The organism is Sodalis sp. RH22 (assembly GCF_047324165.1).
Classification (GTDB): Bacteria; Pseudomonadota; Gammaproteobacteria; order Enterobacterales; family Enterobacteriaceae; genus Acerihabitans.
The window spans coordinates 1,679,001-1,693,156 of sequence record NZ_CP178731.1; the positions used below are offsets into that span (position 1 = coordinate 1,679,001).

Annotated in this window: 13 protein-coding genes; 12 read left to right on the forward strand and 1 reads right to left on the reverse strand. The window is 60.6% G+C overall.

The genetic code is table 11. The features are described from left to right. Nucleotides 1-69: 69 nt before the first annotated feature. The 12 genes from ACL2XN_RS07665 to ACL2XN_RS07720 all read left to right on the forward strand — a co-directional run bounded on the left by ACL2XN_RS07665 (nucleotide 70) and on the right by ACL2XN_RS07720 (nucleotide 12,953). A complete protein-coding gene (locus ACL2XN_RS07665; protein ID WP_413722571.1) occupies nucleotides 70-555 on the forward strand; it encodes an NAD(P)-binding domain-containing protein in 486 nt (161 codons plus the stop codon). A 147-nt stretch (nucleotides 556-702) separates the two neighbouring features. Further along, nucleotides 703-1,131 carry an SDR family NAD(P)-dependent oxidoreductase gene (locus tag ACL2XN_RS07670; RefSeq protein WP_413730581.1) on the forward strand — a complete coding sequence of 143 codons (429 nt, stop codon included), beginning with the start codon at nucleotides 703-705 and terminating at the stop codon, nucleotides 1,129-1,131. Between the two features lie 87 nt (nucleotides 1,132-1,218). Continuing rightward, a complete protein-coding gene (locus ACL2XN_RS07675) occupies nucleotides 1,219-2,103 on the forward strand; it encodes a LysR substrate-binding domain-containing protein (RefSeq protein WP_410015506.1) in 885 nt (294 codons plus the stop codon). 243 nt (nucleotides 2,104-2,346) lie between these two features. Then, on the forward strand, nucleotides 2,347-3,522 hold the full coding sequence (locus ACL2XN_RS07680; RefSeq protein WP_413730583.1) for an LLM class flavin-dependent oxidoreductase: 1,176 nt from the start codon (nucleotides 2,347-2,349) through the stop codon (nucleotides 3,520-3,522). A 15-nt stretch (nucleotides 3,523-3,537) separates the two neighbouring features. Next, nucleotides 3,538-4,524, forward strand: a complete 987-nt coding sequence (locus ACL2XN_RS07685; RefSeq protein WP_410015508.1) for an ABC transporter permease — start codon at nucleotides 3,538-3,540, stop codon at nucleotides 4,522-4,524. Beyond that, a complete protein-coding gene (locus ACL2XN_RS07690) occupies nucleotides 4,521-5,369 on the forward strand; it encodes an ABC transporter permease (protein ID WP_413730584.1) in 849 nt (282 codons plus the stop codon). The genes ACL2XN_RS07685 and ACL2XN_RS07690 overlap by 4 nt, the downstream gene beginning before the upstream one ends. Next, nucleotides 5,369-6,181 (forward strand): ATP-binding cassette domain-containing protein, encoded by an 813-nt coding sequence (locus ACL2XN_RS07695; protein WP_410015510.1) that lies wholly within the window; start codon nucleotides 5,369-5,371, stop codon nucleotides 6,179-6,181. The genes ACL2XN_RS07690 and ACL2XN_RS07695 overlap by 1 nt, the downstream gene beginning before the upstream one ends. Next, nucleotides 6,178-7,185 (forward strand): oligopeptide/dipeptide ABC transporter ATP-binding protein, encoded by a 1,008-nt coding sequence (locus ACL2XN_RS07700; RefSeq protein ID WP_413730585.1) that lies wholly within the window; start codon nucleotides 6,178-6,180, stop codon nucleotides 7,183-7,185. The genes ACL2XN_RS07695 and ACL2XN_RS07700 overlap by 4 nt, the downstream gene beginning before the upstream one ends. Then, the gene (locus ACL2XN_RS07705) at nucleotides 7,182-8,450 is read left to right on the forward strand and encodes an acyl-CoA dehydrogenase family protein (protein ID WP_413730586.1); all 1,269 of its coding nucleotides are present in this window, start codon (nucleotides 7,182-7,184) and stop codon (nucleotides 8,448-8,450) included. The genes ACL2XN_RS07700 and ACL2XN_RS07705 overlap by 4 nt, the downstream gene beginning before the upstream one ends. Before the next feature lie 19 nt (nucleotides 8,451-8,469). After that, entirely contained in the window at nucleotides 8,470-10,119 is a 1,650-nt protein-coding gene (locus ACL2XN_RS07710; RefSeq protein ID WP_413730588.1) for an ABC transporter substrate-binding protein, read from the forward strand. Between the two features lies 1 nt (nucleotide 10,120). After that, entirely contained in the window at nucleotides 10,121-11,323 is a 1,203-nt protein-coding gene (locus ACL2XN_RS07715) for an acyl-CoA dehydrogenase family protein (protein WP_413730589.1), read from the forward strand. A gap of 46 nt (nucleotides 11,324-11,369) precedes the next feature. Further along, entirely contained in the window at nucleotides 11,370-12,953 is a 1,584-nt protein-coding gene (locus ACL2XN_RS07720) for a rhodanese-like domain-containing protein (protein WP_413730590.1), read from the forward strand. Nucleotides 12,954-13,040: 87 nt separating this feature from the next. Here ACL2XN_RS07720 and ACL2XN_RS07725 read toward each other — a convergent pair whose 3' ends face one another. Beyond that, entirely contained in the window at nucleotides 13,041-14,135 is a 1,095-nt protein-coding gene (locus tag ACL2XN_RS07725; protein WP_413730591.1) for a hypothetical protein, read from the reverse strand. Nucleotides 14,136-14,156 lie beyond the last annotated feature (21 nt).

Here is a 14,156-nt window from a genome sequence, read left to right on the forward strand (position 1 = left end):
ACCGCCGCAGAGGTGGCCCACTTTTACCGCTGATAACACAGCGTAAAGATACTGATAGCCGGGGGCGTCATGAGCAGGATAGGAATTCTTGGTGTAGATGCGTTATCCGAAAAAATAATAACAGCATTATTTCTGGCCGTGCCCGACCTGCAGGTATTTCTCTCGCCCGGAAACGGTGAGCGGGCTCAAAGGCTGGCAAGGGCATTCCCATGCTGGACATTGGACGATCATCAGGCGGTAACTGATGAAGTTGAAATCATCATTCTCAGCGTTGCCCCCCACGCCTTAGCGGATATGGCAAAGCAGCTGAAAATGCGCAGTACACAGACATTAATTTCTCTGGTACCGGATGTTTCCTGTCAGACCCTGCGCATTTTGTTCCGGCACTCTGACTGCGTCAGGATAAAGCTGGCTTATGGCTTAGACATCGATAAACCGATAGTGCTCCTGACAAACGCCAGTGAAAAAACACAGCGTTTTTGTTCCCTGCTGGGCCAGGCCTGCGTAATGACTACCGATGCGGAATTTGATTTTTTGGCCGGTATTCAGCCGTAGATGACCAGTGAGGGATAGGTAGGGTTTCACGGCAATGACAAAGTACAGCCTTTATTATAGAAAATAACACCGGCCAATGACGTAACCATAGGCGGTGAACGCAACAGCTTCCGGCACACCTTACACGACACAACTTGAGTGATTAATATGACAACCATCAATAAGGGATGGGTACTTATTACCGGAGCCTCTGGCGGATTTGGTGAAGAGTGTGCGCGTCAGTTTACCGCTCAGGAAAAATCGCTCATTCTGGTGGCACGGCGACTGACTAAGCTTGAATCTATGGCACAGGAATTACGCGAAAGTGACAAAACTGAAGTGATCGTTGAACAGGTAGATCTATCCGATATGTTTGCTATCAGCGATCTGCACAGTCGATTAACGCAACGAAATATTGTGGTTGATACTCTTATTAATAATGCTGGCCAAGGTTTACAGGGCAGCTTTCGGGATCAACCACTCAATGAGACGCTGGACATGATTAATCTGGATATCGTGAGTGTGACTGCCCTGCGGCCTTGTAATCAGATAGCAGAACACGAAAACAGAGTCAGTAGTGCAACATTAGTTAGTTAATTATGTTCTTTGACATCTTTTACCTTACCCGACGACAATCTCCCCGGGCGGATTGCAACCCGCGAAAAACAATGGCCGATCCTGAACATGACGAATACTGAAAATCTGGATATTGAATTGTTACGAACCTTTGTCGCGGTGGCCGATTTACAAACCTTTTCCCGGGCGGGTACCCAGGTCGGCCGTACCCAGGGGGCCGTCACCCAGCAAATGCAGCGGCTGGAAACGCTGGTGGGCACCACCTTGTTTCAAAAAGAAGGGCGCAATAAGCAGCTCACCCAGCAGGGCCGGCAATTATTAAGCTACGCCCGGGATCTGTTGATCCTCAACGATGACGCCTTCCGATCGCTGAAAGACAGCCGTTTTTCCGGCGTGCTGCGCATCGGCTCCCCGCACGATGTATCGGAAACGCTGCTGCCCCCGCTGTTAAGCCATATCGCCCGCTGGGCGCCGAAGCTGAGTTTGCAACTGGACGTCGGGCGCAGTCCGTTTTTAATGGAAGCGCTGCACCGGGGTGAAATCGACATGACCATTTCCACCCGGCTGGACCCGGCGCTGGACGGGATTTTGCTGCGCACCTCCCCCACCGTCTGGGTGTGCGCCGCCCAGTATGTGCATGTGCCGCAGGAGCCGCTGCCGCTGGTGCTGGCGGATTATCCCAGCATTTTTCGCCGGGTGGCGGTGGAGGCGCTGGATGCGGCCCAGGTGCGCTGGCACCAGGCTTACACCACCTCCAATTTGCTGGGCATCAAGGCGGCAATCAAAGCGCGGCTGGGCATCACCGCGCGCAGCATCGAGATGCTGGACGGCGATATGCGCGTACTCGGCGAAGGGGATGGTTTGCCGCGCTTGCCGGACACGCAGTTTTATCTGTGGTGCCGGCCGGGCAGCGGTAATACCCTGGTGCGGCAAGCATTCGACGTGCTGGCCAACAGCCTGTCGGGGCAAAAACGGCTGCATGCCAACCGTTAAAGGAATGGTTAAGGGAAATAAATTTATCTATTAGCATTCCGGATGTATATCCGTCATGATCGCTCAAAACGATTTTATTTTTATCTATTAAAAACATAATGTTATTAAGTCCTCTCTGCATTGCTGGCCCTTTAAGCGGTAAAAACGCATAAATATATCCGTTATTCGCATTTTCCGCTTTTCCCGGCCGCCTCTAGTATTGCTTCACCTTAAAAAAGGCCCATGTTGGCCGTGTGGAGCGGTATGAACAGACACTTATCCGGCGCAGAACGTGCAACCCGCGCCAGGACACCCGCGGAGATCCCGGGCAGTCCGCTTTATGAAGTGCTTAAACAGCCTTTCCTGCTGGGGTTATTTCTACCCATCCAAAGCGGCGGCTGGAGCCCGTCGACGCTGCCCCGCACCACCGACTGGCACTTTGAATACAACAAAGCCCTGACCCTGAAAGCCGAAGCGCTAGGGCTGGATCTGGTGTTCGGCCTGGCGGAGTGGAATCAAAAAGGCGGCTATGGCGGCGAGATCGGCTACCGGACCAACAGCCTGGACCCGTTTATCACCACCGCGGCCCTGGGGGCGGTAACCAGCCGCATCCTGCTGATATCCACCCTGCATATCCTTTATGGGCCATGGCATCCCCTGCATCTGGCGCGCTTTGGCGCCACCCTTGACAGTATTACCGGCGGCCGCTGGGGACTGAATATGGTGACCGGCAACCAGGACAGCTATGCCAGAATGTTCGGCAGTCCGCAGATTGAACATGATACCCGCTACCGCATGGCGGAAGAATTTATCGACTTCCTCAAAGCTTACTGGAGCAGCGAGGACAATATCACCCTTACCGGGGAATTCTGGTCCACCGAACAGGCGTATATTTCACCGCAGCCCAAATACGGACGGCCGCTGCTGGTTAACGCCACCGGCTCGGCGGCGGGCATAGAATATGCGGCGCGCCATTCCGATCTGGTGTTTATCACCAGCCCGGCGGGAGCGGAGATCGAAGCCTCCCTGGCCGCGCTGCCCGCCCATACCGCCAAAATCCGGGCCGCCGCCGCCGCCCGCAACCGCACCCTGCGCACGTTAATCAACCCTATGGTGATTTGCCGGCCGACGGAGCGGGAAGCCTGGGAGTACCACGACGCCATTGTCGCCGCACAGGACCACGTGGCGGTGGACAACTTTTTCGCCTCATTGAAAAAGCGCGACAGCCAGGCCTTCCTCGGCCACCAGCGCGATCAAAAAGCCGTCGGCGGCAATATCCAACTGGTGGGCGACCCCGCGCAAATCGCCCGTTATCTCCAGCGCCTGAAAGCCGCCGGGTGCGATGGCGCGCAGCTGACGTTTTATGATTTCGAACCTGACCTGGCGTATTTCGGCGAGGCGGTACTCCCCCTGCTTAAAGACGCGGGTTTACGGCGCTGAACCGGCTGGGTAACCATGATGACAGTATTATATTTCATAGCTCGGCGGATACTGCAGGCCGTTCCCATCGCTCTGATGGTGGTGGTGCTCAATTTTTTCCTGCTAAAAAGCGTACCGGGCGATCTGGCGGATGTTATCGCCGGCGAGGCCGGCGCGGCGACGCCCGAGTTTATGGCCCAGCTGCGCGCGCAGTTCGGCAGCGATCAGCCCCTGGCCGTGCAGTTCGTTTCGTATTTAAAACACATCGCGCAGTTTGATTTAGGCTGGTCGTTCCGCTATAGCGCGTCGGTCAGCCAGTTGATCCTGGAACGGCTGCCCGCCACGCTGCTGCTGATGGGAGTATCGCTGGTGCTGGCGGTGATCCTGGGCATGATACTGGGGGTGATATCGGCGGTCACCAAACGCCCGTATGTTGAACGACTGATCGCGCTGTTGGAGACCCTAGGGTTTTCCATGCCGGTATTCTGGCTGGGCCTGATGATTGTCGTACTGTTCACCGTGCACCTGGGCTGGCTGCCGTCCAGCGGCATGAGCGAAATGGGGGCCGATCACCGCGGCTTCGCCCGCATTACCGATACCGTAAAACATTTGGCGATGCCTGCCGGCTGCCTGACCTTCAGCTATCTGGCGCTGTATATCCGGCTGATGCAGGAATCCGTACTTACCGTGGCGCTGCAGGATTTCATCCGCACAGCCAAGGCGAAAGGCTGTAGCCGCCGGCGCTTGATTTGGCGGCATATCGTGCCCAATGCCCTGCTGCCCATCGTCACGCTGACCGGCCTGCAATTCGGCGCCATGCTCAGCGGCTCGGTGACCATTGAAACCGTGTTTGCCTGGCCTGGCCTTGGTCAGCTGGCGCTGTCCGCCGTCACGACTCGGGATGTCAATTTGCTGCTGGGCATTTTGTTCGTCACCTCCCTGTTTGTGGTGATGGTGAATGTGCTCACCGAGGTGGTGCACGCCGCGCTGGACCCCCGCACCGGATTGGCGGGTAGCCGATGACTGAATTGTTGAGCGCCCTGCCCGGCGCATTACGCAAACGGCCCCGCGCCTGGCTGGGGGGATTGAGCCTGTTGCTGGTGGTCGCTATCGCGGTGTTCGCCCCGCTGCTGACCGGGGACGATCCGCAGGCCATGGTGGCGCGCCCTTATCTGTTCCCCGGTCAGGATATCGCCCATGTTTTGGGCACCGATACCCTGGGGCGGGATATCTGGGCCGGCATCGCCTACGGCGCGCGGCTATCGCTGCGGATCGGTTTAACCACCGGCTTGCTCACCGCGCTGGTCGGGTTGTTGATCGGCGCGGTCGCCGGCTATTTCGGCGGCTGGGTTGACAATCAGCTTATGCGGCTCACTGAACTGTTTCAAATTATGCCGTCGCTGATTTTTACTCTGGTGCTGGTGATTATCCTGGGCCCGACCGTCAATACCCTGACGCTGGGCATCGCCGCCACGTCCTGGCCGAACGTGGCGCGCCTGGCCCGGGGGGAAGCCCGTCGCCTGCGCAACAGCGACTTTATTCAAGCCGCCCACGTGATGGGGATGAGCGATTATCGCATCTTGATTGTCCATATCCTGCCCAACGCCCTGATGCCGGTGGTGGCCATGCTGGCGATGCTGGTGGGCCACGCAATCCTAACCGAAGCCGCGTTATCGTTCCTGGGACTTGGCGATCCGAACGTCGTGTCCTGGGGCAGCATGATCGGCCAGGGGCGGGATGTCCTGCGAAGCGCCTGGTATATGAGCGCCATCCCCGGCGTGGCGATTTTCTTTACCGTGGCATCGCTGAGCCTGCTGGGCGGCGCCATTAATGACTGGATTAATCCGCAGCGCGGGAGATTGCCATAATGACGTTAACCACACCCCTGCTGCAGGTGGAAGGCCTGCGGGTGACTTATCGCGCCCCTGGCAGCGAACCCGCCGCCCCCGCGGTCAAGGATCTGAGCTTTGAACTGGCCGCGGGCGAAACGCTGGCGCTGGTCGGCGAATCCGGCAGCGGCAAAACCACCACCGGCTATGCCCTGCTCGGCCTGTTGCCCGCGGCGGCGGCCGTCGAAGCCCGGCGCCTGGGTTTTGAAGGCACCGATCTGCTGCGGGCGGACGAACGCCGGTTGCAGCAGATCCGCGGCGGACGGATCGGCATGATTTTTCAGGATGCGCTTTCCGCCCTTAACCCGCTGATGAGCGTGGGCGATCAAATTTCCGAAGCGGTGCGGATACACCAGCGCGTCAACCGGCGCGCCGCCCGCCAGCAGGCGCTGGCGCTGCTGCAAAAAGTGCGTATTCCCCAGGCGGAAAGCCGGCTGGACGATTATCCGCACCGCCTTTCCGGCGGCATGCGCCAGCGCGTGGTGATCGCCATGGCGCTGGCCGGCAATCCCTCGTTGCTTATCGCCGACGAACCCACCACGGCGCTGGACGTCACCATCCAGGCGCAAATCGTCAGTTTGCTGCTGACGCTGCAACGGGAACTGGGGATGGCTATTTTGCTCATTACCCACGACCTGGGGGTGGTGGCGGAAATGGCCGACCGGGTGGCGGTGCTGCGCTACGGCGAATGCCTGGAGCTCCAGAGCGCGTCCGCGCTGTACCGCGCGCCACGTCACCCCTATACCCGGCAATTGCTGGCGGCCCGGCCGCCGGTGGGAGGCCGGCCATGAATCCTGTTTTGCTCGATGTCCGGGATCTCAATGTGCGCCATCATACCGCCAGCGGCACCCTGATCGCCGTCGATGCCGCCAGTTTTCATATCGGCTACGGCGAAACGCTGGCGCTGATCGGCGAATCCGGCTGCGGTAAAACGTCGCTGGGCAAAGCCCTGGTGGGCCTGCAGAAGGCCGACGGCGGGAAAATCCTGTTCCACGAGGTTAATCTGGCCCCGCTGTCGCGGCGCAAATTACGTCCCTGGCGCCAGGCGATCCAGATGGTGTTCCAAGATCCGCTGTCGGCGCTCGATCCGCGCCAGCGCGCGTATAAAGCCGTCGATTTGCCCCTGCGGCTGCACACCAGGCTCGACCGCGCCGGCCGGCAGGCCCGCATTCGCGAATTATTCGATCAAGTGGGGCTGGAGACCGCATTATTGCAGCGATTTCCCCATCAGTTATCCGGGGGCCAGCGCCAGCGGTTAAATATCGCCCGCGCGCTGGCCCCCGCGCCGGAGCTGATTGTCTGCGATGAGCCGGTTTCGGCACTGGATGTCAGCCTGCAGGCGCAAATCGTCGCGCTGCTCGGTTCTCTGCAACAGCGCACCGGCGTGTCGTTTTTATTTATCAGCCATGACCTGTCGGTGGTGGCGCATATCGCCGGGCGGATCGCGGTGATGTATCTTGGCCAGATCGTCGAGATCCTGCCCAAAGATCGCCTGTGGACCCGGGCGGCGCATCCGTACACCCGCCTGCTGCTCAATTCCATCCCCGGCGCCAGCCCCGATACGCGACGGCTGCAGGCCATCCCGCCGGAAGATCGGGAGCCGCCCAGCCCGTACGCCCTGCCGCCGGGCTGCCGTTTCCAGCAACGTTGCCCGCTGGTGCAGCCGGTTTGCCGTGCGCTCGTCCCGCAACTGCTTCCCCTTGATAAGACGCAGTCGGTGGCCTGCCATTTGCACAATCCGGCGATTATCCCCCCGGAGCCCGCCCATATCATTATCAGGAGTAGCCTATCGTGAACCCCCCTCATCATGCCCCGGACAGCGTGCCGGGATCGCCTGCGACCCCCGCCGGCCAGGACGGTCCGCCCACCGTCGACGCCCTGCTGGCCGCAGCGGATCGCCTGGCCGCGCAACTGGCCGAAACATCAGCCGGACGCGACGCCAACCGCGAACTGCCGGTGGCGGTTTTCGCGCAAATCCGCCGGCTGCGCCTGGGGGCATTGCGCGTTCCCGTCGCCTACGGCGGCGCCGGCGGCACCTGGCATGACGTGGCGCGCCTGTTTCTCCGTCTGGCCGCCGGCGACGCCAATATCGCCCAGGCCTTTCTTTCTCATTTCGTGGCGGTGGAACGCATACGACTGATGGGCAGCGAAGCGCAGCGGCAGGCGTATCTGCCGCGGGCCGCGGCGGGCTTACTGTTCGGCGCGGCGACAGCGGAACGCGGCGGGCAGTACCGCGGCGAATTGGCCACGCGCCTGACCCGGGACGGCGAGCAGTACCGGCTCAACGGCACCAAGCAGTATTGTACCGGCGCATGGTATGCCGACCTGCTGAAAATCCGCTGTATTGACGGGGACGGCGCCATGATCTCGGCGCTGGTGCCGGCGGATCGCCCGGGCATCGTGCGTATGGACGACTGGGACGGCATGGGGCAGCGCTGCACCGCCAGCGGCACGACCGAGCTGCGGGATGTGGCGGTCTTCGCCGGGGAAATCCTACCGATGGAGGCCTGGAAAACCCAGCGCCATCACGGCGGGGCCAGCGCCCAGATCATTCATTGCGCCATCGACGCAGGCATCGCGCTGGCGGCGCTGGACGATGCAGTTGCCTGGGCGCGCCGGGGGGTCAGGCCGGTGAAAGAGAGCGGCGTGCAGCAGGCCGCCGACGACCCGTATATCCTGCATGCGCTGGGACGCATGTCGGCCCGCGCCCGCGCCGCCGAAGCGATAGTGCTCAGCGCCGCCGATCTGCTGGAAACCGCCGCCGCGCTCCACTTCGGCGCCGCGGGCGAATCCTCTTTGGCCGCCTGCGAAGCGGCCGCCGGCCATGCCTCGCTGGCGGTGGCCGAGGCCAAGATATGGTCGACCACCGTGTCGCTGGAAGTGGCGCAAATGCTGTTTGACATCGGCGGCGCCTCCACGACCTTGCGCACGCACAATTTCGATCGCCATTGGCGTAACGCCCGCACCCATACCACGCACGATCCCATTGCCTACAAATACCGCGCGCTGGGAGATTTCTACGTTAACGGCACCTTGCCGCCGCTGACTTTTTCTTATTAATCATCCGGGATGAAAACCTATGACAACCGATCCACGCAAGTTTAGCCGCCGTCAGGTTTTGGAGCTGATGGCGATTGGCGCAGGCACCATGGCGGCCTCGGGATTCCTGCCGTCGGCGCTGGCGGCCCAGGTGTCCGTCGCCGCCTCCGGGGAGGGCATCATCAAAGGGGGAACGCTGTTTGCCAACGTAAACCCCGAGCCCGCCGGCCTGGTGGCGGGCATTAATATTTCCAGCCCGGCGGTCGTGGTCTCGTCCAGCATTTTCGACGGGCTGGTAAGCTATGACAATAACTACCGGCCCCAGCCGCAGTTGGCCGAATCCTGGGAACAATCGGCCGATGGCAAAACCATCACCTTCAAGCTGCGCCAGGGCGTCAAATGGCACGACGGCCATCCCTTTACGTCCGCCGATGTGCACTATTCCATTCTGAACGTGGTGAAGAAAACCCATCCCCGCGGCGCCTCCAACTTCGCCAAAGTCACCGCCGTGGAAACGCCCGACGATTATACGGTAATTTTCCGGCTCAGCGGCCCCGCGCCGGTGCTCTGGTCGGTGCTGTTCGGCACAGAAACCCAGATTGTGCCCAAACATTTATATGAAGGCACCAATCCGCTGACCAACCCCTGGAACGCCAAGCCCATCGGTACCGGCGCCTTCAAATTCAAGGAATGGGTGCGCGGCAGTCATATCGTTTTGGAGCGCAACCCGGATTACTGGGATACCGGCAAACCCTATCTGGATCGCATTATCTTTAAAATGTTGCCGGACGCCGGCGCCAGGGGCGTAGCCTTGGAGAGCAATGAGATCCAATACGCGCCCAATAATCCAGTGGCCGAAAGCGACGTGGCGCGCCTGAGCCAAAACCCGGCGCTGCAATTGGATACCCGCGGCTGGGAAGTCCCCGCGCCGATTTTCTTTTTCGATTTTAATTTCAGGCGCAAAACCTTCCAGGATATCCGCGTCCGGCAGGCCTTCGCCCACGCCATCAACAGGCAGGGGCTGGCGGAGATTGTCTGGTATGGCCTGGCCAACGTCGCGGAAAGCTGCGTGCCGAGCTTCCAGAAACAATTCTTCAAGCCCGGCTTGCCGCAGTATGAATTCGATCCGAAAAAAGCCGAGCAATTGCTGGATGCGGCCGGGCTGAAACGCGGCGCCGACGGGGTGCGGCTGCGGATTAACCATATTACCGAAGTCTCTTACGGGCAGGTCTACCTGCGCGCCGCGGAATATATGCAGCAGCAGCTCAAACATATCGGCGTCGAAATGGAGTTGGTCAATCTGGAGCTGGCGGCCATGATCCGCCGGGTCTTCGGGGAATATGATTTCGATACGTTTTCCCAATGGTATTCCGCCTATCCAGACCCGCAAATCGGGGTCACCCGCCGTTTCTGGACCAAGAATATCAAACCCGGCACCCCGTCGAGCAACAGCTCCGGTTACTCCAATCCGGAAATGGATCGCATCATTGAAGGCATCCAGGAGGAAGGGGATGTGACCAAACGCAAACAGTATATCGATCAGATGCAGGAATTGGTGCAAACCGATGCCGCGTCGATCAATTTGCTGGAGCTGAAGTTCTTCGGGTTTTATTCCAAAAAACTCCAGGGCCTGCGCAAAGGGCCCATGCTGTTCTATTCAAGCCTGGCCGACGCCTGGCTGGAGAAATAACATGCCGACGACGTCCCTGACACCCCCATTATTAATGGCCCGGGCCCGCGAACTGGGCCACGAGCTGGCCTGCCAGGCGGCGGAGCATGACCGCCTGGCCAAGGCCAATATGCCCGCGTTCGAGCATATCCGCCGGCTGCGCCTTGGCGCGATGCGCGTTCCCCGCCGCTATGGCGGGGCCAACGGCGAGATCGGCGATGTGGTGGCGCTGATGATTGCGCTGGCTAAAGGCGACCCGTCGGTGGCGCAATCCCTGCTGCCGCATTTTGTGTTTGTCGAGCGCACGCTGTTGATGGGTACGCCGGCGCAAATCACTGCTTATCTTGACCAGGTGGCGCAGGGGAAACTGGTGGGCGGCGCATCGGCGGAATTGGGCGGCGCGTTCCGCGGCGAGGTGCGCACGCTGCTAAGCCGGCACGGTGATGCGTATCGCCTCAATGGCCTGAAACATTACAGCACCGGCGCGCTGATGGGCGACCTGCTGAAAGTGCTGGCGGTGGATGAACAGGGCGAGACGGTGCTGGCAGTGGTGCCGGCGGATCGCCCCGGCATTATCCGCCACGATGACTGGCAGGGCATGGGCCAGCGCGGCACCCTGAGCGGCCGCACCGAACTAAATGACGTGCTGGTGGATGAAGCGGAAGTCATGCGGGCGCAGCGTTGGCAAACCGAACGGCATCACACCGGCGCCGCTTCGCAAATCCTCCATTGCGCCATCGAAGTGGGCATCGCCATGGCGGCGCTGGATGATGCGGCCGCCTGGGCGCGCGGCGGCGTGCGGCCGGTGAAGGAAAGCGGCGTCAGCCGCGGCCGGGACGATCCTTATCTGCTGCATTATGTCGGGCAAATCGCCGCTCAAACCCACGGAGCGCATGCATTGGTGCTGGCGGCGGCGGCGCAAATCGAGCTGGCCGCCCGGGCGCGTTTCGCCGGCGCCGGCGCGCAAGAGATAGAGCGGCTGGCCGTGGAAGCCTCCATCGCCACCGCCGAGGCGAAAGTTATCGCCACTGAGGCCGCCCTGTTCGCCGGCCAGACCTTATTCGACGTGGGCGGCGCGTCCACCACGCTGCGTAAGCATGATTTCGACCGGCACTGGCGCAATGCCCGCACCCATACCACCCACGATCCCGTGGCCTATAAATACCGGGCGATCGGCGATTATCGGCTGAACCACCGGGCGCCCCCCATCGGTTATGGCTATTGATGCCGTTATGGTGGGATAACCCGTTTCCAGACAATTCAGAGACCCTATGATTAACACTATAACTGCCAGCACCCTTGAACAATGGCTGGACGACAGCGGCGAACTGGCGCTGTTTGATGTGCGCGAACATGGACAATTCGGCGAAGGGCATCTGTTTTTCGCCGCATCATTGCCTTACAGCCGGCTGGAACCCGAGGCGGCGAAGCTGGCGCCCAACCCGTCGGTAAGAGTGGTGGTGTACGATGCGGGCGAAGGCGTGGCGCAGCGGGCCGCCCGCCGTTTGCGGCAACTGGGCTACAGCGCGGTGCATGTGCTGGCCGGCGGCGCCCAGGCCTGGGCCGCGGCGGGCTACACATTGTTCCAGGGGGTTAACCTGCCGTCCAAAACCTTTGGCGAATGGGTGGAAACACGGCGCGCCACCCCCCACCTGAGCGCCGACGAATTGGCGCGCCGGCAGGCCGCCGGCGACCCGTTGATCGTGCTCGACGGCCGCCCGTTTGAAGAATACCGGCAAATGAGCATTCCGGGCAGCATTTGCTGTCCGAACGGCGAACTGGGCGTCAGGGTCGACGCCCTGGTGGCGGATCGGGCCACCACCATTGTGATTAATTGCGCCGGGCGCACCCGCAGCATCATTGGAGCACAGACCCTGATCGATCTGGGGATCGCCAATCCGGTGTTGGCGCTGGAAAACGGCACCCAAGGCTGGATGCTGGCGGACCGGCCGCTGGAACATGGGCAGCAGCGGCGTTATCCCGACGCGCTACACGCGGATAACGCCCGGGTCCGGGCCGCGGAACGCCTGGCGGCCCGGGCCGGCGCGGCGTGGATCGGCGCGCGCGATATCCGGCAATGGCGGCAAAAAAACCATACCGTCTTTTTGCTGGATGTGCGCACCGCCGAGGAATTTGCCAGCGGAAGTTTGCCCGGCGCCCGCCATGCGCCGGGCGGACAGTTGCAACAGGCCACCGATCAATACCTGGGGGTCCGAAACGCCAAAGTGGTGTTATTCGATAATGACGGCGTCCGGGCGCCGGTCACCGCGAGCTGGCTGCGCCAATTGGGGCATCAGGCCTTTGTGCTGAAAGGCGGACTGGCGCAAGGGCTGGCCGACGGGGTGTCCCTGCCCCGGCCGCAACCCGTCGGGGTCCCCGCCTGGCCAACGGTGAGCGCGCGCGAACTCGCCGGCGAGCTGGACCGGGGGCAGCCGGTGGAAATACTGGATCTGCGCGCCAGCCAGCACTACCGCAATGGCCATATCCCCGGCAGCCGCTGGTCGATCCGCCCGCTGCTGGATCGCTTGCCCGCCGCCGGGCCGGCAAAAATCGTCCTGCTGGCGGAGGATGCGGCCCTGGCCGCCTGGGCCGCCGCCGATATCCCCGCGCCATTGCAGGCCCGGGTGTATTTGCTGGCCGGGGGATTTGCGGCCTGGCGGGACGGCGGCCTGCCGGTGGCCGTCACCCCCGACGCGCCCGCTGACGCCGAACGCATTGATTATCTGTTTTTCACCCATGACCGCCACGCGGGCAATAAAGACGCCGCCAGGCAATACCTGGCCTGGGAACAGGGCTTATGGGATAGATTACACGCCCGGGAACGGGCGGTATTTAAACCCCTGCCCGGGGAATAATGCCCGGCCGGGTTAGATTTATTCACCGCGCCACTGTAGGGATCGAGGCGCAACCCCAAGGAGGCCCTCAGGCCTCCTCTGGCGGATTTAATTCAGCGCAATACGGGCGACACTATCCGGCCCTTGGGTAGAATTATCTTTGTTAAACGCCTGTTTTAAAGAAACATACAGCGTTTCACCGTCTGCTGATACCAACAGGCTGTTCGGATGGGTGTCGAACGACCAGCTCTTTTTCAGCGCATAACTGGTGGCATCCAGTTGCAACACTTTCTTCGACCCACGCTGACTGATGTAGATCTCATTGCGTTTAGCGTTGAATTTAATCCCCAACGCATCACCTTCAATACGTTTGATCACTTTGCCTGTGCGCTCATCAAGCACCAGCGTGGTTTTGGCTTTCGAGTCATCGGTGACGAACAGGCGGCCGGTGGCCGGGTCTTCCGCCATATTGAGAAACAGATACTCTTGGCCATTATCCGGCCTCCAGCGTTGCTCAATTTTGTGGCTGCGCGGATTGATAACCACAATCTCACCCGCGCCATTGGCGGCATAAATGCGATCGGTCAGCGGCGAATAGATAATGCCGGTCACCCATTTCCCTGCGTTTTTGATGGTGGTTTTTACTTTGAAAGCGTGGGTGTCGATCACGGTAATGAAGCCCGGATCAGCCACACGACCGACATACAACTCGTTGCCGTGCAGGAATATCTCACGTGCGCCGACCGCATCGCCGTCTTTATCTTTACCGCCACCCAACATCAGGCGTTGCAGCACTTTGCCGCTCTGCGCATCCACTTTGGACAGGCTACCATCCAGTGAATTGGTGGTATAGAACAGGCTACCCTCGCCATCGATGGCCATGCCGAAGTTTTTCAGATCGGTATGGGTCTCGCCTTTGGTCGCCAGGGTAGCCGGGTCGAGGCGATACAGTATGCCGCCGTTCACGTCCTTAAAACTCTGCGCACTGGCAACATACAATGCGTTGGCGGCCGCGGAATACGCCAGTTCATACAACCCATCACCTAATACACGCTGCTTAACTGTCTGATCAACCGGTGTTGCCGCAGCAGCAGCTACCGGACTTTCCGCTTTTTTGGCCGGCATCTGACAAGCAGTCAGACTTAAAGAGGCAACGACCGCAGCAGCAACCGCGGCTTTGCCCGGACTGAAAAACGATTTCATTCTGTACTCCATCAATGGATG

Coding starts and splice junctions, on each gene's coding strand:
- ACL2XN_RS07665 (WP_413722571.1), top strand. CDS start 70: ATGAGCAGGATAGGAATTCTTGGTGTAGATGCGTTATCCGAAAAAATA.
- ACL2XN_RS07670 (WP_413730581.1), top strand. CDS start 703: ATGACAACCATCAATAAGGGATGGGTACTTATTACCGGAGCCTCTGGC.
- ACL2XN_RS07675 (WP_410015506.1), top strand. CDS start 1,219: ATGACGAATACTGAAAATCTGGATATTGAATTGTTACGAACCTTTGTC.
- ACL2XN_RS07680 (WP_413730583.1), top strand. CDS start 2,347: ATGAACAGACACTTATCCGGCGCAGAACGTGCAACCCGCGCCAGGACA.
- ACL2XN_RS07685 (WP_410015508.1), top strand. CDS start 3,538: ATGATGACAGTATTATATTTCATAGCTCGGCGGATACTGCAGGCCGTT.
- ACL2XN_RS07690 (WP_413730584.1), top strand. CDS start 4,521: ATGACTGAATTGTTGAGCGCCCTGCCCGGCGCATTACGCAAACGGCCC.
- ACL2XN_RS07695 (WP_410015510.1), top strand. CDS start 5,369: ATGACGTTAACCACACCCCTGCTGCAGGTGGAAGGCCTGCGGGTGACT.
- ACL2XN_RS07700 (WP_413730585.1), top strand. CDS start 6,178: ATGAATCCTGTTTTGCTCGATGTCCGGGATCTCAATGTGCGCCATCAT.
- ACL2XN_RS07710 (WP_413730588.1), top strand. CDS start 8,470: ATGACAACCGATCCACGCAAGTTTAGCCGCCGTCAGGTTTTGGAGCTG.
- ACL2XN_RS07715 (WP_413730589.1), top strand. CDS start 10,121: ATGCCGACGACGTCCCTGACACCCCCATTATTAATGGCCCGGGCCCGC.
- ACL2XN_RS07720 (WP_413730590.1), top strand. CDS start 11,370: ATGATTAACACTATAACTGCCAGCACCCTTGAACAATGGCTGGACGAC.
- ACL2XN_RS07725 (WP_413730591.1), bottom strand. CDS start 14,135: ATGAAATCGTTTTTCAGTCCGGGCAAAGCCGCGGTTGCTGCTGCGGTC.